This window comes from Pseudomonas sp. A125 (genome assembly GCF_055409485.1).
In genome coordinates this window covers 39,130-57,959 of record NZ_JBUZVP010000008.1, presented here as the reverse complement: position 1 = coordinate 57,959, position 18,830 = coordinate 39,130, and the positions used below count along the sequence as shown (strand labels likewise).

The 18,830-nt window shown below is 58.9% G+C and carries 18 protein-coding genes and 1 pseudogene; 7 read left to right on the top strand and 12 right to left on the bottom strand.

The window, feature by feature from the left end:
- Positions 1-2 precede the first annotated feature (2 nt).
- On the bottom strand, positions 3-1,049 hold the full coding sequence (locus tag ACZRN6_RS12890) for an ABC transporter ATP-binding protein (RefSeq protein WP_322147202.1): 1,047 nt from the start codon (positions 1,047-1,049) through the stop codon (positions 3-5).
- Positions 1,046-1,966, bottom strand: coding sequence for an ornithine carbamoyltransferase (gene argF, locus ACZRN6_RS12885; RefSeq protein ID WP_464008121.1), 921 nt, complete (start codon positions 1,964-1,966; stop codon positions 1,046-1,048). The genes ACZRN6_RS12890 and argF overlap by 4 nt, the downstream gene beginning before the upstream one ends.
- Positions 1,967-2,408: 442 nt before the next feature.
- On the opposite strand from argF, the gene ACZRN6_RS12880 reads away from it, so the two are divergent.
- Positions 2,409-4,505, top strand: a complete 2,097-nt coding sequence (locus ACZRN6_RS12880; RefSeq protein ID WP_464008120.1) for a molybdopterin oxidoreductase family protein — start codon at positions 2,409-2,411, stop codon at positions 4,503-4,505.
- A 99-nt stretch (positions 4,506-4,604) separates the two neighbouring features.
- The gene (grxD, locus tag ACZRN6_RS12875) at positions 4,605-4,943 is read left to right on the top strand and encodes a Grx4 family monothiol glutaredoxin (RefSeq protein ID WP_088422925.1); all 339 of its coding nucleotides are present in this window, start codon (positions 4,605-4,607) and stop codon (positions 4,941-4,943) included.
- Between the two features lie 78 nt (positions 4,944-5,021).
- Here grxD and bfr read toward each other — a convergent pair whose 3' ends face one another.
- Positions 5,022-5,492 carry a bacterioferritin gene (gene bfr / locus ACZRN6_RS12870; RefSeq protein WP_322147196.1) on the bottom strand — a complete coding sequence of 157 codons (471 nt, stop codon included), beginning with the start codon at positions 5,490-5,492 and terminating at the stop codon, positions 5,022-5,024.
- 200 nt (positions 5,493-5,692) lie between these two features.
- Positions 5,693-5,911, bottom strand: a complete 219-nt coding sequence (locus ACZRN6_RS12865) for a bacterioferritin-associated ferredoxin (RefSeq protein WP_003208706.1) — start codon at positions 5,909-5,911, stop codon at positions 5,693-5,695.
- Positions 5,912-6,154: 243 nt separating this feature from the next.
- Here ACZRN6_RS12865 and ACZRN6_RS12860 point away from each other — a divergent pair, with 243 nt between their 5' ends.
- Positions 6,155-6,757, top strand: a complete 603-nt coding sequence (locus ACZRN6_RS12860; protein ID WP_322147194.1) for a peroxiredoxin — start codon at positions 6,155-6,157, stop codon at positions 6,755-6,757.
- 253 nt (positions 6,758-7,010) lie between these two features.
- Here the strand turns inward: ACZRN6_RS12860 and rnt are convergent, their stop codons facing one another.
- Together rnt and pyrC are read right to left on the bottom strand one after the other, a co-directional pair.
- Entirely contained in the window at positions 7,011-7,688 is a 678-nt protein-coding gene (gene rnt, locus ACZRN6_RS12855; RefSeq protein WP_076015417.1) for a ribonuclease T, read from the bottom strand.
- The gene (gene pyrC / locus ACZRN6_RS12850; protein WP_322147193.1) at positions 7,685-8,731 is read right to left on the bottom strand and encodes a dihydroorotase; all 1,047 of its coding nucleotides are present in this window, start codon (positions 8,729-8,731) and stop codon (positions 7,685-7,687) included. Before pyrC ends, rnt begins: the two co-directional genes overlap by 4 nt.
- 156 nt (positions 8,732-8,887) lie before the next feature.
- Here pyrC and ACZRN6_RS12845 point away from each other — a divergent pair, with 156 nt between their 5' ends.
- The 3 genes from ACZRN6_RS12845 (at position 8,888) to ACZRN6_RS12835 (ending at position 12,430) form a co-directional block, all read left to right on the top strand.
- On the top strand, positions 8,888-9,796 hold the full coding sequence (locus ACZRN6_RS12845; protein WP_322147192.1) for a flagellar protein MotY: 909 nt from the start codon (positions 8,888-8,890) through the stop codon (positions 9,794-9,796).
- A 129-nt stretch (positions 9,797-9,925) separates the two neighbouring features.
- Positions 9,926-11,143: an argininosuccinate synthase gene (locus tag ACZRN6_RS12840; RefSeq protein ID WP_088422930.1), complete on the top strand. Its 1,218-nt coding sequence runs from the start codon at positions 9,926-9,928 to the stop codon at positions 11,141-11,143.
- Between the two features lie 654 nt (positions 11,144-11,797).
- A complete protein-coding gene (locus tag ACZRN6_RS12835) occupies positions 11,798-12,430 on the top strand; it encodes a response regulator transcription factor (RefSeq protein ID WP_003208698.1) in 633 nt (210 codons plus the stop codon).
- A 65-nt stretch (positions 12,431-12,495) separates the two neighbouring features.
- Here the strand turns inward: ACZRN6_RS12835 and ACZRN6_RS12830 are convergent, their stop codons facing one another.
- The 5 genes and pseudogenes from ACZRN6_RS12830 to metG all read right to left on the bottom strand — a co-directional run bounded on the left by ACZRN6_RS12830 (position 12,496) and on the right by metG (position 16,663).
- Complete coding sequence (locus ACZRN6_RS12830) at positions 12,496-12,681, bottom strand: PA3496 family putative envelope integrity protein (RefSeq protein WP_226475650.1); 186 nt, start codon at positions 12,679-12,681, stop codon at positions 12,496-12,498.
- Positions 12,682-12,788: 107 nt separating this feature from the next.
- The gene (gene nth, locus ACZRN6_RS12825) at positions 12,789-13,427 is read right to left on the bottom strand and encodes an endonuclease III (protein WP_010170146.1); all 639 of its coding nucleotides are present in this window, start codon (positions 13,425-13,427) and stop codon (positions 12,789-12,791) included.
- Between the two features lie 564 nt (positions 13,428-13,991).
- Positions 13,992-14,384: pseudogene (gene rsxB, locus ACZRN6_RS12820) on the bottom strand (electron transport complex subunit RsxB); the annotation flags it as partial.
- Positions 14,381-14,509: a hypothetical protein gene (locus ACZRN6_RS12815; protein WP_322147191.1), complete on the bottom strand. Its 129-nt coding sequence runs from the start codon at positions 14,507-14,509 to the stop codon at positions 14,381-14,383. The gene ACZRN6_RS12815 and the pseudogene rsxB, both read right to left, overlap by 4 nt.
- A gap of 102 nt (positions 14,510-14,611) precedes the next feature.
- Positions 14,612-16,663 (bottom strand): methionine--tRNA ligase, encoded by a 2,052-nt coding sequence (gene metG, locus ACZRN6_RS12810; RefSeq protein WP_464008119.1) that lies wholly within the window; start codon positions 16,661-16,663, stop codon positions 14,612-14,614.
- A 171-nt stretch (positions 16,664-16,834) separates the two neighbouring features.
- On the opposite strand from metG, the gene apbC reads away from it, so the two are divergent.
- Positions 16,835-17,929 carry an iron-sulfur cluster carrier protein ApbC gene (apbC, locus tag ACZRN6_RS12805; protein ID WP_322147189.1) on the top strand — a complete coding sequence of 365 codons (1,095 nt, stop codon included), beginning with the start codon at positions 16,835-16,837 and terminating at the stop codon, positions 17,927-17,929.
- Positions 17,930-18,425: 496 nt separating this feature from the next.
- Here apbC and fdxA read toward each other — a convergent pair whose 3' ends face one another.
- On the bottom strand, positions 18,426-18,749 hold the full coding sequence (gene fdxA / locus ACZRN6_RS12800; RefSeq protein WP_200433015.1) for a ferredoxin FdxA: 324 nt from the start codon (positions 18,747-18,749) through the stop codon (positions 18,426-18,428).
- Between the last annotated feature and the right edge of the window lie 81 nt (positions 18,750-18,830).

The window sequence follows — 18,830 nt, the reverse complement described above, 5'->3', positions numbered from 1 at the left end:
TCTTACAGGGGCTGGAACAACACCAGGTGCTCGGCTGCCACGCGTATGCCCACATCGGCACCGACCACGTGGTCGGCATGGCTGGGAAAGATCGATTCCAGTTGCGCGCCTGTAGGCAACTGCAGGCGATACAGGGTCGACGCCCCGAGGAACGTCTTGCCGACAATCCGCGCTTTCAAGGCGCTGTGCGGCGCATAGACGATGTCGTCCGGGCGCAACAATACATCCACTGCGCCGCCGACAGGCCAGGGGTACGCGCGGTTGCCGCGCAACTCGCCCAGCTCGGTGCTGACCGAATCCGCCGTGTTCAACTGCCCGCGAATGAAGTAACCCTGGCCAATAAAACTGGCGACGAAGGGTGTTTGCGGTTCGTGGTAGAGGTTGTAGGGCGTATCCCACTGCTCCAGGCGTCCCTGGTTGAACACGCCGACATGGTCGCTCACGGCAAAGGCTTCTTCCTGGTCATGGGTCACCAGGATCGCACTGGTGCCCCGCGCCTTGAGAATGTCGCGCACTTCATGGCTTAGTTTGCGCCGCAGTTCGCCGTCGAGGTTGGAGAAGGGCTCGTCGAGCAGCAACAGTTGCGGTTCCGGTGCCAGGGCGCGGGCCAGGGCGACCCGCTGTTGCTGGCCGCCGGAGAGTTCGTGGGGGAAACGCTTGCCCAGATTCTTAAGGTTCACCAGTTCCAGTAATTCGGCGACCACCCGCTCTTTTTGCGGGTGTTTGCGAATGCCGAAGGCGATGTTGTCGGCCACGCTGAGGTGCGGAAACAGCGCGTAGTCCTGGAACACCATGCCGATCCGACGTTTTTCCGGGGCCAGAGTGAAACCGGCGCTGGAGATGACCTCGCCCGCCAGGCTGATTTCACCTTCGTGTATCGGCTCAAACCCGGCAATTGCTCGCAGGGTGGTGGTCTTGCCGCAGCCCGACGAGCCCAGCAGGCAACCGATGTCGCCGGCGTTAAGGTGCAGGTTGAGGTTCTGCACCACCCGTTGATCCTGATAACCGCATGCCAGATTGCGTAGGTTCAGCAAAAGTGGCTGGCTCATGCAGGGCGGTACGCTGGCGCAACCAGAAATTCGAGCAGGGCCTTTTGGGCGTGCAGGCGGTTTTCTGCCTGGGCCCAGGCGACCGAACGTTGATCGTCCAGCAGGTCGAGGCTGATTTCTTCACCACGGTGGGCCGGCAGGCAATGCATGAACAGCACGTCTGGCGCTGCCAAATCGAGCAGGGCACGCGTTACCTGGAACGGTGCGAACAGCTTGAGGCGCTTGGCGGTTTCTTCTTCCTGGCCCATGGAGGTCCAGACGTCGGTGCTCACCAGGTGCGCGCCGATCACTGCGTCACGCGGGTCGCGCACGATGGTTACGCGCTCGCCGGCTTGTGCCAGGAACCTTGCGTCCGGTTCATAGCCTTCGGGGCAGGCAACACGTAATTGGAAGTCGAACTGGATCGCCGCTTCTATATAGCTGTTGCACATGTTGTTGCCGTCGCCGATCCAGGCCACGGTCTTGCCCTGGATCGAGCCGCGCTGTTCGAGGAAGGTTTGCATGTCGGCCAGCAACTGGCACGGGTGCAGGTCATCGGACAGACCGTTGATTACGGGCACGCTGGAGTTGGCGGCAAATTCGGTCAGGGTGCTGTGGGCGAAGGTACGGATCATTACCGCATCGAGCATGCTCGACATCACAATCGCGCAATCGCTGATCGGCTCGCCACGGCCCAGTTGGGTATCGCGAGGCGAAAGGAAGATAGCCTGGCCGCCGAGCTGGATCATGCCGGCTTCGAAGGACACGCGGGTACGGGTCGACGACTTCTCGAAAATCATCCCGAGCACGCGGTTTTTCAAAGGCTCGAACAGTTCGCCGCGGTTACGCAGGTCTTTAAGCTCAATGCCTCGACGGATCACGCTGACCAGCTCTTCGGGCGTGCAATCCATCAGGGAGAGAAAGTGCCTTGCGCTCATCATTAACTACCTTTTGCAACAGACCGCAGATACTCAAAGCCTTGTTTATTTTGAAAACGGGCGAGACCTGCGGCGAAAGCCGCACGGGGCGACGAAATAGGGGGAGGCGCGATATTGACATTAAATGTCGCGTCTTACCAATAGGGCTACAGTTTTAGGGGAGTTCAAGGACGCGGGGAGGGCGCTTTTGAAGCCTGTTTCCTGACAGCAGTCGCTCATTTGTACACTGGCGCTGCGCCACTTTGCAATGCACGAAGGCGGGCGCAGGCCAAGGTGCGTCGGTTTCAGTGGGCTGTCGGAGGGCGCTGAAACATTTCCTGATGTTTCCTCATGGCCTGGCCTGATGCCGGTGGATTCACACGACGAACGTTGCTGGCGCTGCTCGCGAGGGCGGGCCATAGTTTTTCTCCGAAGCGCCCAGCCCACAATAAAGAGACTGGCCATGACCAAGACTCTCCACCACCGTGCCTGCCATCTGTGCGAAGCCATCTGCGGCCTTACACTGGAAACCACCCAGGGCGAAGACGGGAGCCTTGCGATCACCTCGATCAAGGGTGACCCGCTGGACACCTTCAGTCGTGGCCATATCTGCCCCAAGGCTGTAGCCCTGCAAGATATCCAGAATGACCCGGACCGTCTGCACCAGCCCATGCTGCGGGTGGGCAGCGAATGGCAGCCTATCCCGTGGGAAGACGCCTTTGCGCTTGTAGCCGAGCGTCTCGCGGGCATCCAGGCGCGCCATGGGCAGAACGCGGTGGCGGTGTACCAGGGCAATCCGAGCGTGCACAACTATGGCCTGATGACCCACAGCAATTACTTCCTGGGCCTGCTCAAGACCCGTAATCGATTCTCTGCGACCTCGGTGGACCAACTGCCCCATCACCTCACCAGCCACCTGATGTACGGCCACGGCCTGTTGCTGCCGATCCCGGACATCGACCATACCGACTTCATGCTGATCCTTGGTGGCAACCCGCTGGCGTCCAACGGCAGCATCATGACCGTGCCGGATGTAGAGAAACGTTTGAAGGCCATTCAGGCCCGCGGCGGCAAAGTCGTGGTGGTTGACCCACGGCGCAGCGAGACGGCGGCGATGGCTGACCAACATCTTTTTGTGCGCCCGGGCGGCGATGCGGCGTTGTTGTTCGGCTTGCTCAATACGCTGTTTGCCGAAAACCTCACCCGTGACAGTCACCTGCCAGTGGACGGCCTGGATGAAGTACGCCACGCCGTCGCCGGATTCACTGCTGAAGCCATGAGCCGCCAATGCGCAGTGCCCGCCGAGCAGATCCGCCAGTTGGCGCGGGATTTTGCCGCGGCCGACACGGCAGTGTGTTATGGCCGCATGGGCGTCTCGACCCAGGCGTTCGGCACGCTGTGCCATTGGCTGGTGCAGTTGATCAACCTGGTCACCGGCAACCTGGATCAAGTCGGTGGCGCCTTGTGCACCACGCCGGCAGTCGACTTGGTGGCTTCCACCTCCGGCGGCCATTTCAATCGCTGGCAGAGCCGGGTTTCCGGGCGGCCGGAGTACGGTGGCGAGTTGCCGGTTTCTGCATTGGCCGAAGAAATGCTTACCGAGGGCGAAGGGCAAATCCGCGCCCTTGTAACCGTGGCGGGGAATCCGGTGCTGTCCACACCGAATGGCCGGCAGTTGGAGCAGGCGCTGGAGGGCCTGGAGTTCATGGTAAGCATCGACCTGTATATCAACGAAACCACGCGCTATGCCGACCTGATCCTGCCGTCCACCTCGGCGCTGGAAAACGATCACTACGACACCACGTTCAATATGTTCGCGGTGCGCAACGTCACCCGCTTCAATCGCGCCATTCTGCCAAAACCCGAGGGCGCGTTGCATGACTGGGAAATATTCGTCGGACTGGCCCAGGCGTTTGCGGCGAAAACCGGCACTGCGCTCAAGCCAACCCTGCCGCCTGCGCAGATGATCGACTTTGGGCTGCGGGCCGGGCCTTATGGCGACAGGTTGTCCATTGCCGAGCTGGCCGATCATCCTCACGGCCTGGACCTGGGGCCGCTGAAGCCCAACCTGGCGGGCCGCATGAAAACCGCCAATGGCCGTTTGCAGGCCGCCCCGCCGGTGATCCTCGCAGACTTGGCACGCTTTGCCGCGCAACCAGTGCCCGAGGTGAATGAGTTGCTGCTGATTGGCCGCCGGCATGTACGCAGCAACAACTCCTGGATGCACAACTACCACCGGCTGGTGAAAGGCAAACCCCGCCACCAGTTGCTGATGCATCCCGACGACCTGGCCCACCGTCAGCTTATCGACGGGCAGCGGGTGCGTGTGAGTTCGCGCATCGGCATGATCGAAGTGGAAGTGTTGGCCAGCCTGGACATGATGCCTGGCGTGGTCAGCCTGCCCCACGGCTGGGGCCATGGCCGCCCGGGCGTGCAGATGACCATCGCCAGCGGGCAGCCAGGGGCGAGTGCGAATGACCTGACGGATGAGCGGCAACTGGATGAACTGTCGGGCAACGCGGCGTTGAACGGTGTGCCGGTGCGGGTGGCAGCGGCGTAGGGATTGTCTGTCGGGGAGTCCGAGCGTCACGCTGGGGTTTGCGTTACAATGCGCCACCGTGCCGACCCATGAGTCGGAAAGTTCCAGCCGAGGTGTTCCATGGATATCATCGAAACGATCAAAGAGCAGATTGCCAGCAACACTATTCTGCTTTACATGAAGGGCGCACCTAACGCTCCCCAGTGTGGCTTCTCCGCAAAGGCTTCCCAGGCAATCATGCAATGTGGCGAGAAATTCGCCTACGTGGATATCCTGCAGAACCCGGAAATCCGCGCCAACCTGCCGAAGTACGCTAACTGGCCAACCTTCCCGCAGCTGTGGGTTGCCGGTGAGCTGGTCGGCGGTAGCGACATCATCACCGAAATGGCGGCCGATGGTTCGTTGCAGGCACTGATCAAAGACGCAGCAGAAAAAGCCGCTGCGAAGACCGAAGCCTGATTTATTCCAGGTAGCGGCAATAAAAAAGCCCCGCTTCTCGAAAGAGAGCGGGGCTTTTTAGTGGCTGGGAATTAAGGGTTATTCACCCATCTGCGATTGCAGGTAATTCTCGATAGTCACTTTGCCGATCAGGCCGATTTGGGTTTCGAGCCAGTCGATGTGTTCTTCCTGGTCTTCAAGGATATCTTCCAGCAGTTCACGGCTGCCGAAGTCGCCCTTGGTTTCGCAATGCGCGATGGCGGCCTTGAGGTCAGCGTGGCTCTTGCGCTCGAAGTTCAGGTCGCAGTTGATCATTTCCTGGGTGTGCTCGCCGATGTTCAGCTTGCCCAGGTCCTGCACGTTCGGCAGGCCTTCCAGGAACAGGATGCGCTTGATCAGCGCGTCTGCGTCCTTCATGGCCTTGATGGATTCTTTGTATTCACGCTTGCCCAGCTTTTCCAGGCCCCAATCGTCATACATGCGCGCATGCAAGAAGTACTGATTGATCGCGACCAGTTCATTGGCAAGGATTTTGTTGAGTTGCTGGATGACTGTAATGTCGCCTTTCATGATGGGGGTCCTGCCCTGTATTAGCTGTATATAAGGCGGAGTTTGAGCTGCGCATTTACTACTGTCAAACCTAAGTTATTGAATAATAAATGAAAATTAATCGGAATAAGAATGTTTGTGTTCCGCGTCTTCGCGCTAACTGTTTGAATTGCGGGCATAAAAAAACCGGACACTAAGTCCGGTTCTTTAAAACACGCCGATTAAGCGTGTGTAAATTCTGCTGAGTAGGGGATCGCAGCCTGGGCAGTTTGCAGCTGCGTCAGGGTCTCCCGTACCACTTGCTTGGCGAGGCAGGCGCATTTGCCGCATTGGCTGGCAACGCCGGTGGTTTCACGTACTTCCTTGTAGCTGCAGCAACCTTCATAGATTGCTTCGCGGATTTGTCCGTCGGTGACGCCAGTGCAGAGGCAGACATACATAAGGGAGAACCATCGCGGGTAAGGCTTAAGTGCGATGGATCTTAATGTTAACGAGAATGATTGTCAAAGTAGTTTCTCGATGGTTTGGGTCAGAATGATTACCCACTGACGAACGGTTTTTTCCCGAGCCGTGTATGATGGTCGGTCTTCACGAAGCGTGATCCCGTCACAGGGCTGTCGTCTACCCACGGCACACTGGAAGGGATCCTTTTACTTCAAGTCACCACCATCAGGAGATACCCAATGAGCGTACTCGTCGGCAAAAAAGCCCCGGATTTCGACGTACCTGCCGTCCTCGGCAATGGCGAAATCGTAGACAGCTTCAAACTGTCTGAAGCCATCAAAGGCAAATACGGCCTGGTGTTCTTCTACCCGCTGGACTTCACCTTCGTCTGCCCTTCGGAGCTGATCGCTCTGGATCACCGCATGGACGACTTCAAGGCGCGTAACGTTGAAGTGGTAGCCGTTTCCATCGACTCCCATTTCACCCACAACGCCTGGCGCAACACCGCCATCAATGATGGCGGCATCGGCAAAGTCAAATACACCATGGCTGCCGACATGAAGCACGACATCGCCAAGGCCTACGACGTTGAGTCCGAAGGCGGCGTGGCCTTCCGTGGCGCGTTCCTGATCGACGACAAGGGCGTTGTGCGCTCGCAGATCATCAACGACCTGCCGCTGGGCCGTAACATGGAAGAGCTGATCCGCCTGGTCGACGCTCTGCAATTCCACGAAGAGCACGGCGAAGTCTGCCCTGCCAACTGGAAAAAAGGCGACAAAGGCATGAACGCTTCGCCAGAAGGCGTTGCGGCTTACCTGACCGAGAACGCTGGCAAGTTGTAAGCCAGCTTCGCGGTACAAAAAAACCGGCCTGAGAAGGCCGGTTTTTTTATGTGCTGCATTTGGTTTTGTGGCGAGCAAGCTGTTGTGGCGAGCGAGCTTGCTCGCGCTGGGCTGCGAAGCGGCCCCAGAACCTGACACCGCGGTTTAACAGGTTAACCACGGCGGGGTTATCGGGGCCGCTACGCAGCCCAGCGCGAGCAAGCCCCCTCGTCACAGAAGCCCGCTCGCTGCAGAGGTCTTGTTTGGGTCAGCTTCAGTCGCCGAAGTCTTCCCAGCCGCCCATTTGTTTCCAGCGGTTGACGATGCCGCAGAACAGCTCGGCTGTCTTCTCGGTGTCGTAGCGGGCCGAGTGGGCCTCGCGACCGTCAAAGTCGATACCGGCAGCCTGGCACGCCTTGGCCAGCACGGTCTGGCCATAGGCCAAGCCTGCGAGGGTGGCGGTGTCGAAGCTGGAGAACGGATGAAACGGGTTGCGCTTCATGTCCAGGCGCGTCACGGCGGCGTTGAGGAAGCCCAGGTCGAAGCTGCTGTTGTGGCCCACCAGGATCGCGCGTTTGCAGCCATTGGCCTTCAAGGCCTTGCGTACGCCACGGAAGATGTCGGTCAACGCCGCTTCTTCACTGACTGCCATGCGCAGCGGATGGTCCAGCTTGATTCCGGTGAACTCCAGGGCGGCCGCTTCGATGTTGGCGCCTTCGAACGGCTCGACGCGGAAGAAGTGGGTGTGTTCCGGGAACACGAAACCCTGTTCATCCATGCCGATCGTCGTGGCAGCAATTTCCAGCAACGCATCGGTGGCGCAATTGAAACCACCGGTTTCTACGTCGATGACAACCGGCAGGTAGCCACGAAAACGCTCGGCCATCGGGTGACGGGAACCGCCCCCACCGCCGCCGTGTTCCTGGTCGTCGTCGTAATGGTCTTCACTCACGGGTGTTCCTCCAGCAGGCGCCAGCGCAGTGTTTCACCGGCGCGCAGCGGGATAACGGTCAGCTCGCCAAACGGCAGGCTGGTGGGGGCGGTCCAGTCTTCACGGACCAGGGTAATGCGATCAGTATTCGCCGGCAGGCCATAGAAGCGCGGGCCGTTGAGGCTGGCGAACCCTTCAAGCTTGTCCAGGGCGTTGCGTTGTTCGAACGCTTCGGCATACAACTCGATTGCCGCATAGGCGGTGTAGCAGCCGGCACACCCACACGCAGCTTCCTTGGCGTGTTGGGCGTGAGGTGCAGAGTCGGTGCCGAGGAAAAACTTCTCGCTGCCACTGGTGGCGGCATCAAGCAGCGCCACCTGGTGCGTGTTGCGCTTGAGAATCGGCAGGCAATAGAAGTGCGGCCGAATCCCGCCCACCAGCATGTGGTTGCGGTTGTATAAAAGGTGATGCGCGGTGATGGTCGCGCCGACGTTGGCCGAAGCCTCGGTGACGAACTGCACGGCCTCAGCGGTGGTGATGTGTTCGAACACGACCTTGAGGGTCGGGAACAACTCGACCACGCGGCGCATGTGTTCGTCGATGAAGATCTTTTCACGATCGAACACATCCACATCACCCCGGGTGACTTCACCGTGGATCAGCAGCGGCATGCCCACTTCGGCCATGGCTTCGATGGCCGGCAGGATCTTGTCGATACTGGTCACGCCGGAATCGGAGTTGGTGGTCGCGCCGGCCGGGTACAGCTTGGCGGCGTGCACGAAACCACTGGCCTTGGCCTCGCGAATTTCTTCGGGCTTAGTGAGGTCGGTGAGGTACAGCACCATCAACGGTTCGAAGCGGCTGCCGGCCGGTCGTACAGCGAGGATACGCTGGCGATAGGCGTCGGCTTGCGCGGCGTTACGCACCGGAGGTACCAGGTTAGGCATGATGATGGCGCGGCCAAACGTGCGCGCTACATCGGCCACGGTTTGGGGCAACGCAGCACCATCGCGAAGATGAATATGCCAGTCGTCGGGACGCAGCAGGGTCAGGCGGTCGGACATTGGGGATTCCAGGCGGGTCAATCTGGTGGGAATGCTACCGGAAAAGACTCTTGCAGGCACTCGCTATCAAGTTTTGCAGGATGCGACCGATATCCCTGGGTATGCCTTAACGATGTATGACGCCTTGATGTGTTGTAGAAACCAGTGGAGCCGCCCGTGCGCCAGCATTATCTAGCCCTGCTCAGTGTGTTCGCGAGCCTGCCCGCCATGGCCCTCACGTTCCAGACACGTCTGGAGAATATTGAGTGGAAAGTGGAGGGCGATAAATTCGAGTGCCGCCTGACCCAGCCGATCACCGATTTTGGCTCGGGCGAGTTCGTGCGCCGGGCCGGCGAGCAGGCGACGTTTCGTCTGAAAGCCTTTAACGGTTCGTTGGGCGCCGGTTCCGCGACCCTGCTCGCGGCAGCTGCGCCGTGGCAACCGGGGCGCGGTGATATCAACCTGGGCGCGGTGCGTGTCGGCAGTGGTGACGTACTGTTTAACAGCTCCCAGGCCCAGGCCGGGCGCTTGTTCACCGGTTTGCTCGAAGGCCGCAGCCCGACTGTGCGGCACTATGGGCGCGAAGGAGGCTACTCCGAGATTCGCCTGTTGCCGGTGAAATTCAACAAGGCCTACAACGACTATCAGCTGTGTACCACCAAGCTGCTGCCGATGAACTACGAGCAGGTCAAACAGACCGAAGTGGGCTTCCCCGGTGGTGGCATTGAACTGGATGCGGCGGCGAAGAAGAAGCTCTCGGTGATTCTCGAGTTCATGAAAGCCGACCCCACGGTCAACCACGTCGAGCTGAACGGTCACTCCGACAACAGTGGCAATCGCCTGACCAATCGTGATGTCTCGCGGCGTCGCGCGTTGGCGGTGATGGACTACTTCAAGGCCAATGGCATCCAGGAATCGCAGATTACCCTGCGTTTTCATGGCGAAAGCTACCCGCTGGCGCCGAACACCAATGCGGCCAACCGGGCAAAAAATCGCCGGGTGAATATTCAGCTCGAACGGGTGGCAGCCCCCGAGAAACCGGCGCCCCAAGCCAAGGCACCCGGCAACGCGGCCGCCACCTCATAAGGTGCGGCGCTGGGTCGCTCACTCGACATAATCTGTCGCTTTATCTTCATTTGCTGTCGCGCCTCTGTAATTTCACGGTTTTGATCGGTAGAATCGACGCCTTTCCGTACAACCCCGTGGAGTGATGGCATGGCCGACGTAAACAAGGTCGTTCTCGCGTATTCCGGCGGCCTGGACACTTCGGTGATCCTCAAGTGGCTGCAGGATACTTATAACTGTGAAGTGGTGACCTTCACCGCTGACCTGGGTCAGGGCGAAGAGGTCGAACCTGCACGTGCCAAGGCGCAAGCCATGGGCGTGAAAGAGATCTACATTGACGACCTGCGCGAAGAGTTCGTCCGCGATTTCGTTTTCCCGATGTTTCGCGCCAACACCGTCTACGAAGGCGAGTACCTGCTGGGTACTTCCATCGCACGTCCGCTGATCGCCAAGCGCCTGATCGAAATCGCCAACGAAACCGGCGCCGACGCCATCTCCCATGGCGCCACCGGCAAGGGTAACGACCAGGTGCGTTTCGAACTGGGCGCCTATGCCTTGAAGCCAGGCGTAAAAGTGATTGCTCCGTGGCGTGAATGGGACCTGCTGTCCCGTGAAAAACTGATGGATTACGCCGAAAAGCACAACATCCCGATCGAGCGTCACGGCAAGAAGAAGTCCCCGTACTCGATGGACGCCAACTTGCTGCACATCTCCTACGAAGGCGGCGTGCTGGAAGACACCTGGACCGAGCACGAAGAAGACATGTGGAAATGGACCGTCTCCCCAGAGAACGCTCCTGACAAGGCCCAGTACCTGGAACTGACCTACCGCAACGGCGACATCGTCGCGCTGGACGGCGTCGAAATGACCCCGGCCACCGTATTGGCGACCCTGAACCGTATCGGTGGCGAACACGGTATCGGCCGCCTCGACATCGTCGAGAACCGTTACGTGGGCATGAAGTCCCGTGGCTGCTACGAGACCCCGGGCGGCACCATCATGCTGCGCGCTCACCGCGCCATCGAGTCCATCACCCTGGACCGCGAAGTCGCTCACCTTAAGGATGAGCTGATGCCGAAATACGCCAGCCTCATCTACACCGGTTACTGGTGGAGCCCTGAGCGCCTGATGCTGCAACAGATGATCGACGCTTCCCAGGCACACGTGAACGGCGTTGTGCGCCTGAAGCTGTACAAGGGCAACGTGATCGTGACTGGTCGCAAGTCCGACGAGTCGCTGTTCGATGCCAACATCGCCACCTTCGAAGAAGACGGCGGCGCCTACAACCAGGCAGATGCGGCAGGCTTCATCAAGCTGAACGCATTGCGCATGCGCATTGCGGCCAACAAAGGTCGCAAGTTGTTCTGAGTGTTTTAGCTGGTGATAACAATGGCCCCTTTCCAGGGGCCATTTTTTTTGCCCGGAATACGGAGTCTGGTACGCCTTGTTTAAGTTTGTAGCATGCAATCGTCATGCGTTCATTGGCATTAAGTGAATGTTTATAGTTTTACAGGGGCAATGTTTATTGTTAAGGCTCAACCTGGCGTATTAAGGGCTGCATTGTTGAAAATGCTTTTTTTTGCGTACACAGGAACTATGTACTACAGAAAATTCACTCATGAATGTACGACGTGCATGTCAGTTGCTGACATGCCTGTAGGATTTTTGGAGTGAAATCAAATATGCGAGATGGAACTTTTAGAGAGCACGCTTCGTCCCCGATGTATGGGCGTTCTGGCAGGAAGCAAGGGGCATTGGCTGAAACTTGTGTGCGGCACGTTTACCTTGGCCCCGGCCATTCGGGGAATATTCATTCAAAGTATGTTTGTACTCGGAAACTTCTGAAAGCCTCAATAAAGTCGGATGCCTCCGTGTTGGAGTTTTTTTGTAGGTTAAATCCTATATCGTTGTGGGTTGGGTCTCTGCTTGCTGTTGCTTGGGGGGGAGCGCTATGCCAAGCGGGAAACGACTAGGCTATTGTGCTTGCTCTTAATAATTCGAACAGCGAAATTGGACTTGCCCATGAATAAAGTGCTGATCGTGGATGATCATCCCGTCATTCGTCTTGCTGTGCGTATGCTTATGGAGCGTCATAGTTATGAGGTCGTCGCCGAGACCGATAACGGTGTCGATGCCTTGCAACTTGCGCGCGAGCATATGCCGGACATTGTCATACTGGATATTGGAATTCCCAAACTTGATGGCCTGGAAGTTATATGCCGTCTGTCATCTACCAAACAGGCCCATCCCTTCAAGGTGCTGGTGCTCACCTCTCAGGCGCCCGGGCATTTTTCCATGCGTTGCATGCAGGCGGGTGCTGCCGGTTATGTGTGCAAGCAACAGGACCTCACCGAGCTATTGAGTGCCGTCAAGGCAGTGCTGTGCGGGTACAGCTACTTCCCGAACCAGGCGCTGAATTCGGTGCGCTCCACCATGGGTAACGCCAGCGAGGCGGACATGGTCGAGCGCCTGTCCGGCCGGGAGATGATGGTGTTGCAGCAACTGGCCCGCGGCAAGACCAACAAGGAGATCGCCGATGGCATGTTCCTGAGCAACAAAACCGTGAGCACCTACAAGACTCGCTTGCTGCTCAAGCTCAACGCACGCTCCCTGGTGGATTTGATCGAGCTGGCCCAGCGCAACGGGTTGGTGTAGCTCGGCGGCACTGGCATGCAGTAAAAAGCCTCCGTGAGGGAGGCTTCTGTTTATCGTTGGGTCGATTAGAGATCGAAGTCGTAATCGGCCAACTGTTTTTGCAAGCGCCGCTCTTCCAGAAGGTTATCGATGGTGCGGCGTTTGCTCAAATTGGTCTTGGCCACCTCTACCGGTGTTTCTGCTGCATCATCGTCAGATTCAGCGCCAACAACGTCGTCTTCTACATCCAGTTGTTCTTTGCCAGTGCTCATAAGGTTAACTCCAGGCTAAGACTGCCGTTGGCGCTCCTTATAACGATAATCTCGGGCCTGGTAAAAAAGATTTTTTCAATCGACTCATCGATAAAAGCAATGATGGCTCAATCGTCGGAAGTCTTTTCCTTGTATTCGCACAGGTCTTCGATGCGACAACTGCCACAGCGCGGCTTGCGGGCCTGGCAGACATAGCGTCCGTGAAGGATCAACCAATGATGTGAATCCAGCAGGTAGGGCTTGGGCACAAACTTCATCAGCTGTTTTTCTACCTCCACCACATTCTTCCCACGGGCAATCCCGGTGCGGTTGCTGACCCGAAAAATGTGCGTATCCACCGCCATGGTCAATTGGCGAAATGCCGTATTGAGCACCACGTTGGCCGTTTTGCGGCCTACGCCCGGAAGCGCTTCCAGGGCTTCCCGCGTCTGTGGTACTTCACTGCCGTGCAACTCCACCAGCAGCCGGCAGGTCTCGATGACATTCTTCGCCTTGCTGTTGTACAGGCCGATGGTCTTGATGTATTCCGACAACCCTTCAACCCCAAGCGCGTAAATCGCCTCCGGTGTGTTGGCCACTGGATACAGCTTGGCGGTGGCCTTGTTGACGCCGACGTCTGTGGACTGGGCCGAGAGAATCACCGCGATCAGCAACTCGAACGGCGAGGAATAGGCCAGTTCGGTTTTCGGTTCCGGGTTGTCTTCGTGAAGCCGGCGGAAAATTTCCAGGCGTTTTGCGGCGTTCATGGGGCGAGCGGTTCCTTGCGGGCAGTCAGTGGGTTATGAAGAACGGCCCAGGCGGGCAATAACCCGGGCAGGATAAACGCGGCGGCCAGCAGCCGTACACGCTTCATCGCGTGCGGCTGGTGATCAAGGGGTTCAAGTGTGGGCATCGGGCCCCGCCAACGCCGCGAGCGCCTGCTCTGCTGTTTCGAACTGCTGTTGCAGGGTGATCAACTGCGCCTGCTGTTCAAAAGTCGGCGGGTGGCCGAAGGCTTTCAAGGTTTTGTGCAGTTGGGCACGGCTCATGGCCAGGTTGATCTTGGCCTTCTTCAAGGCGGCGTCCATCGCGGCGGCTTTTTGGGCACGAACGCGCTCAATGGCGGCCTGTACCGGGTTAACCGTGGCCGTTGTCACCGGGGCTGCGCGCGGGGTACGCGCCAGGCGTTCGGCACACTTGCGTTCCTCCTCGCGCTGCAGCCGCGTGTTGCGCTGTTCAAAACGTCGCCGGGCCCGGTCACGCTTGAGGCTGCGTGCCTGGCGCTCGTGAACGGTGGAAGCCAACCCGCCGACAATCGCTAATACCGTGGTCAACGGACGCATTTCGATGCAATCAACCGGGCAAGGCGCCACACACAGGTCGCAGCCCGTGCACTCATCGATAATCACCGTGTGCATCAACTTTGCAGCACCGACGATGGCGTCCACCGGGCAGGCCTGGATGCATTTGGTACAGCCGATGCACTCTGCCTCACGGATAAACGCGACCTGCGCGGGCGCCTCACCTCGGGATGCGTCCAGCTCCAGCTCCGGGAGTTTCAATAGCTGGGCCAGGCCGGCGATGGTTTCGTGGCCGCCCGGTGGGCACTTGTTGATCGCCTCGCCTTGGGCAATGCCTTCTGCGTAGGGCTTGCAGCCAGGATGCCCACATTTGCCACATTGGGTTTGTGGCAGCAGGGCGTCGATACGTTGAATCAGGCTCATGGTTTGATCATTGCGTTGGAACCTGGAAAAGCCATGGCCAGCACCGGGGCGACAGCCAGCGGTATCTGCAACACGACGTTGCTGAACAAGGCTGCGCTGACAACGGTGGGAAGTGTATCGGTCATGGTCGTGCCGGGTTAAGCAAACAGAATCCGATTATCCGGCAAGCGAGGAGGGGGTACTAGCTCAAACCGCCCCATGGCAGTGACCATGGGGCAGTTCGCGGTTTACTTGATGCGCTGACCCGGCTTGGCGCCGCTGTCCGGGCTCAGGAGGTAGATCTCTTCACCACCAGGGCCGGCTGCCATCACCATGCCTTCGGAGATGCCGAACTTCATTTTCCGTGGCTTGAGGTTGGCGATCATCATGGTCAGGCGGCCGTCGAGCTTGGACGGATCCGGGTAGGCGCTCTTGATCCCGGAGAACACGTTGCGTTGCTCGTCACCGATGTCCAGGGTCAGGCGCAGCAGCTTGTCGGCGCCTTCCACAGCTTCGGCCTTGATGATCAGCGCAACCCGCAGGTCCACTGCGGCAAAGGCGTCGAAGTCGATTTCTGGCGACAGCGGATCTTTCGCCAGTTCGCCATTGCCCGCCGTAGCCGTTTCGCCGGTGTCGGTCTTGCTGGCTTCGAGGTCTTCTTTGGAAGCGTCGCTCATGGCCTGGACTTTTACCGGGTCGATGCGGGTCATCAACGGCTTGAACTCATTCAACTGATGGTTGGCGAGCAAGGTCGCGTGGTCGTTCCAGGTCAGCGGCGGCACGTTGAGGAACGCCTCGGCGTCGGCCGCCAGCAGCGGCAGCACCGGCTTGAGGAAGATCACCAACTGGCGGAACAGGTTGACGCCCGTAGCGCAGATGGCCTGGACTTGCGCCTGCTTGCCTTCCTGTTTATTCAGCGACCATGGCGCCTTGTCGGCGATCCAGGCGTTGGCACGGTCGGCCAGGCCCATGATCTCGCGCATGGCGCGGGCAAAGTCGCGGGCTTCATAGGCGTCGGCGATGCTTGGTGCAGCGGCCAGGAACGCGTCGGTCAGCTCCGGCGCGGCGTTTTCCGCCACCAGCACACCGGCATTGCCCTTGTGGATAAACCCGGCGCAACGGCTGGCGATGTTGACCACCTTGCCCACCAGGTCCGAGTTGACCTTCTGTACGAAGTCTTCCAGGTTCAGGTCGAGGTCGTCGACGCCACGGCCCAGCTTGGACGCGTAGTAGTAGCGCAGGTATTCCGGCGACAGGTGGTCCAGGTAGGTGCGCGCTTTGATAAAGGTGCCACGGGACTTGGACATCTTCTGGCCATTGACCGTCAGGTAGCCGTGAACCGCGATGCCGGTCGGCTTGCGGTAGCCCGAGCCTTCGAGCATCGCCGGCCAGAACAGCGCGTGGAAGTTGACGATGTCCTTGCCGATGAAGTGATACAGCTCGGCGGTGGAGTCCTTGGCCCAGAACGCGTCGAAATCAAGCGTAGGCGTACGGTCGCACAGGTTCTTGAAGCTGGCCATGTAGCCGATCGGCGCGTCCAGCCACACATAGAAGTACTTGCCTGGCTCGCCCGGGATCTCAAAACCGAAGTACGGCGCATCGCGGGAGATGTCCCATTGCTGCAGGCCGGCGTCCAGCCATTCGGCGATCTTGTTGGCCACGGCGTCCTGCAGGGTGCCGCTGCGGGTCCAGGTTTGCAGCATTTGCTGGAAATCCGGAAGCTTGAAGAAGAAGTGCTGGGAATCCTTGAGCACCGGAGTGGCGCCGGAGATGGCCGACTTCGGATCCTTCAAATCGGTAGGCGCATAAGTGGCGCCGCATTTTTCGCAGTTGTCGCCGTACTGGTCCTCAGTGCCGCATTTCGGGCAGGTGCCCTTGATGAAGCGGTCGGCCAGGAACATTTTCTTTTCCGGGTCGAAGTACTGGGTGATCGAACGCGTATCGATGTGCCCGGCTTCTTTGAGGCGCAGGTAGATCTGGCTCGACAGCTCGCGGTTTTCTTCGGAGTGGGTCGAGTGGAAGTTGTCGAAGTCCACCAGGAACTCGGCAAAGTCGGCGCTGTGTTCAGCCTGGACATTGGCGATCAGTTGTTCCGGGGTGATCCCTTCCTTCTCGGCGCGCAACATGATGGCCGAACCGTGGGCGTCGTCCGCGCAGACATAAATGCATTGATTGCCGCGATGCTTCTGGAAGCGCACCCACATATCGGTCTGGATGTACTCAAGCATATGGCCAAGGTGGATGGAACCATTGGCATAGGGCAGGGCGCTGGTGACGAGGATCTTGCGTGGCTCGGACATGGGGCTCGGCTACTTGATGAAACGGAGGTCGGCCACTATAAAGCGCCGGGAAATTTATTTCACCCCGTGCAGCTGTTTCAGGATTTTCCAGGTGGCCGAAAGCGTGCCGCTGGGGCGCCGGAACGGTTAGGATAGCCGCCTGTTTTAGTCAGTCTTTTTCGGGAGTAGCCCATGAGCGCCGTCAATCGCGCAGCGGTGGAAGCCGTTCTTCGCCAGTACACCGACCCCTACCTGAACCAGGACCCGGTCAGCGCCGGGTGCGTTCGCGCCATCGATGTGCAGGGTGACAAGGTTTCGGTCCAGCTTGAGCTGGGCTACGCCGCCGGCCTGTTCAAGAGCGGCTGGGCGCAGATGCTGCAAATGGCCATTGAAGGCCTGGACGGCGTCAGCTCGGCCAAGGTCGAGATCCAGTGCGTGATCGCCCCGCACAAGGCCCAGGCGCAGATCCCGGGCCTGGCCAACGTGAAGAACGTGGTGGCCGTGGCCTCCGGCAAGGGCGGCGTGGGCAAATCCACCACCGCCGCCAACCTGGCCCTGGCCCTGGCCCGCGAGGGCGCGCGGGTGGGTATTCTCGACGCCGACATCTATGGCCCGAGCCAAGGCGTAATGTTCGGCATCGCCGAAGGCACCCGGCCGAAGATCAAGGACCAGAAATGGTTCGTGCCGATCCAGTCCCATGGCGTGGAGGTGATGTCCATGGCCTTCCTGACCGACGACAACACGCCGATGGTCTGGCGCGGCCCGATGGTTTCCGGTGCGTTGCTGCAACTGGTCACCCAGACTGCCTGGGGTGACCTGGACTACCTGGTGATCGACATGCCACCTGGCACCGGGGACATCCAGTTGACCCTGGCGCAGAAAGTCCCGGTGGCCGGCTCGGTGATCGTCACCACGCCCCAGGACCTGGCGCTGCTGGATGCCCGCAAGGGCGTGGAGATGTTCCGCAAGGTCAACATCCCGGTGCTGGGCGTCGTGGAAAACATGGCAGTGCACATCTGCTCCAACTGTGGCCACGCCGAGCACCTGTTCGGTGAAGGCGGTGGCGAGAAGCTGGCGACCCAATACGGGGTTGAACTGCTGGCGTCGCTGCCGCTGTCGATGGGGATTCGTGAGCAGGCCGACGGCGGCAAGCCGACGGTGGTTGCCGAGCCCGATGGCCAGATTGCCATGGTCTACCAGGAGTTGGCCCGCCACGTAGGCGCGCGAATCGTCCTGCAGGAAGCCGAGGCCCAGGCGATGCCGACGATCACTGTCAGCGACGACTGATCCACCGGATGGGAAAAAAGCCTCGACAGTGTCGGGGCTTTTTCGTGTCTGGCGAACACCCGAGGGTCGCTTGTTACCCTTTTCCGTAATTGCTGGTGTAAGCATTCACTTACTTTTTCGTAAGCGTTTGGGTTTTTTCGTCGGTGCGGACGTCCTGAACTGACTGTCTATATTTCTATGTAATTGAAATATAACAACTATTTATTCTGTCTTGAGTGCGAAAGCCTGTAGTCCCACGATTTGGATCCCGTTGAACTTCGCCGGGAACTCTCTAAGATCAGCCCTGTGTCCACGGATTGACACAGTCATCAAGGATTGATGATTCAGGGAACCTCGCAGGATGCGATTCATCAGGACGATGAAAAGGAACACAGGGACTAGGGAAAAAATGTGGGCGGGTCATACCGCCCCTTTTTTTTGCCTATAGAAAAGTGAACCCCGCCCCGCAGAAACGCAAAAAGGCCCGCAAGGGGCCTTTTGGAGGGCATCGACGCTGTCAGCGCTCGAGGTCGGCAATCTTGCCTTTTTTGCCATCCCACTCCGCCGCGTCCGGCATCGGATCTTTACGTTCAGTGATATTCGGCCAGACTTCCGCCAGCTCAACGTTCAACTGAATAAATTCCTGCATCTCTGCCGGGACTTCGTCCTCGGAGAAAATTGCGACGGCCGGGCATTCTGGCTCACACAGGGCGCAGTCAATGCACTCGTCCGGGTGGATGACCAAAAAATTCGGGCCTTCGTAGAAGCAGTCCACCGGACACACTTCTACGCAGTCGGTGTACTTGCACTTGATGCAGTTGTCGGTGACGACGAAGGTCATTTCTAATTTTCTCCTCAGGCGGCGGCAGCGAAACCCTTTGTGGCAGGGCTCGCGAGGTTCGGGAGCGATAGTCTGCAGGCC

Coding starts and splice junctions, on each gene's coding strand:
- pyrC (WP_322147193.1), bottom strand. CDS start 8,731: ATGTCCGACCGCCTGACCCTGCTGCGTCCCGACGACTGGCATATTCAT.
- ACZRN6_RS12880 (WP_464008120.1), top strand. CDS start 2,409: ATGACCAAGACTCTCCACCACCGTGCCTGCCATCTGTGCGAAGCCATC.
- ACZRN6_RS12830 (WP_226475650.1), bottom strand. CDS start 12,681: ATGAGCACTGGCAAAGAACAACTGGATGTAGAAGACGACGTTGTTGGC.
- ACZRN6_RS12835 (WP_003208698.1), top strand. CDS start 11,798: ATGAATAAAGTGCTGATCGTGGATGATCATCCCGTCATTCGTCTTGCT.
- nth (WP_010170146.1), bottom strand. CDS start 13,427: ATGAACGCCGCAAAACGCCTGGAAATTTTCCGCCGGCTTCACGAAGAC.
- bfr (WP_322147196.1), bottom strand. CDS start 5,492: ATGAAAGGCGACATTACAGTCATCCAGCAACTCAACAAAATCCTTGCC.
- grxD (WP_088422925.1), top strand. CDS start 4,605: ATGGATATCATCGAAACGATCAAAGAGCAGATTGCCAGCAACACTATT.
- ACZRN6_RS12890 (WP_322147202.1), bottom strand. CDS start 1,049: ATGAGCCAGCCACTTTTGCTGAACCTACGCAATCTGGCATGCGGTTAT.
- metG (WP_464008119.1), bottom strand. CDS start 16,663: ATGTCCGAGCCACGCAAGATCCTCGTCACCAGCGCCCTGCCCTATGCC.
- ACZRN6_RS12840 (WP_088422930.1), top strand. CDS start 9,926: ATGGCCGACGTAAACAAGGTCGTTCTCGCGTATTCCGGCGGCCTGGAC.
- argF (WP_464008121.1), bottom strand. CDS start 1,966: ATGAGCGCAAGGCACTTTCTCTCCCTGATGGATTGCACGCCCGAAGAG.
- ACZRN6_RS12865 (WP_003208706.1), bottom strand. CDS start 5,911: ATGTATGTCTGCCTCTGCACTGGCGTCACCGACGGACAAATCCGCGAA.
- ACZRN6_RS12860 (WP_322147194.1), top strand. CDS start 6,155: ATGAGCGTACTCGTCGGCAAAAAAGCCCCGGATTTCGACGTACCTGCC.
- ACZRN6_RS12815 (WP_322147191.1), bottom strand. CDS start 14,509: ATGACCGATACACTTCCCACCGTTGTCAGCGCAGCCTTGTTCAGCAAC.
- fdxA (WP_200433015.1), bottom strand. CDS start 18,749: ATGACCTTCGTCGTCACCGACAACTGCATCAAGTGCAAGTACACCGAC.
- apbC (WP_322147189.1), top strand. CDS start 16,835: ATGAGCGCCGTCAATCGCGCAGCGGTGGAAGCCGTTCTTCGCCAGTAC.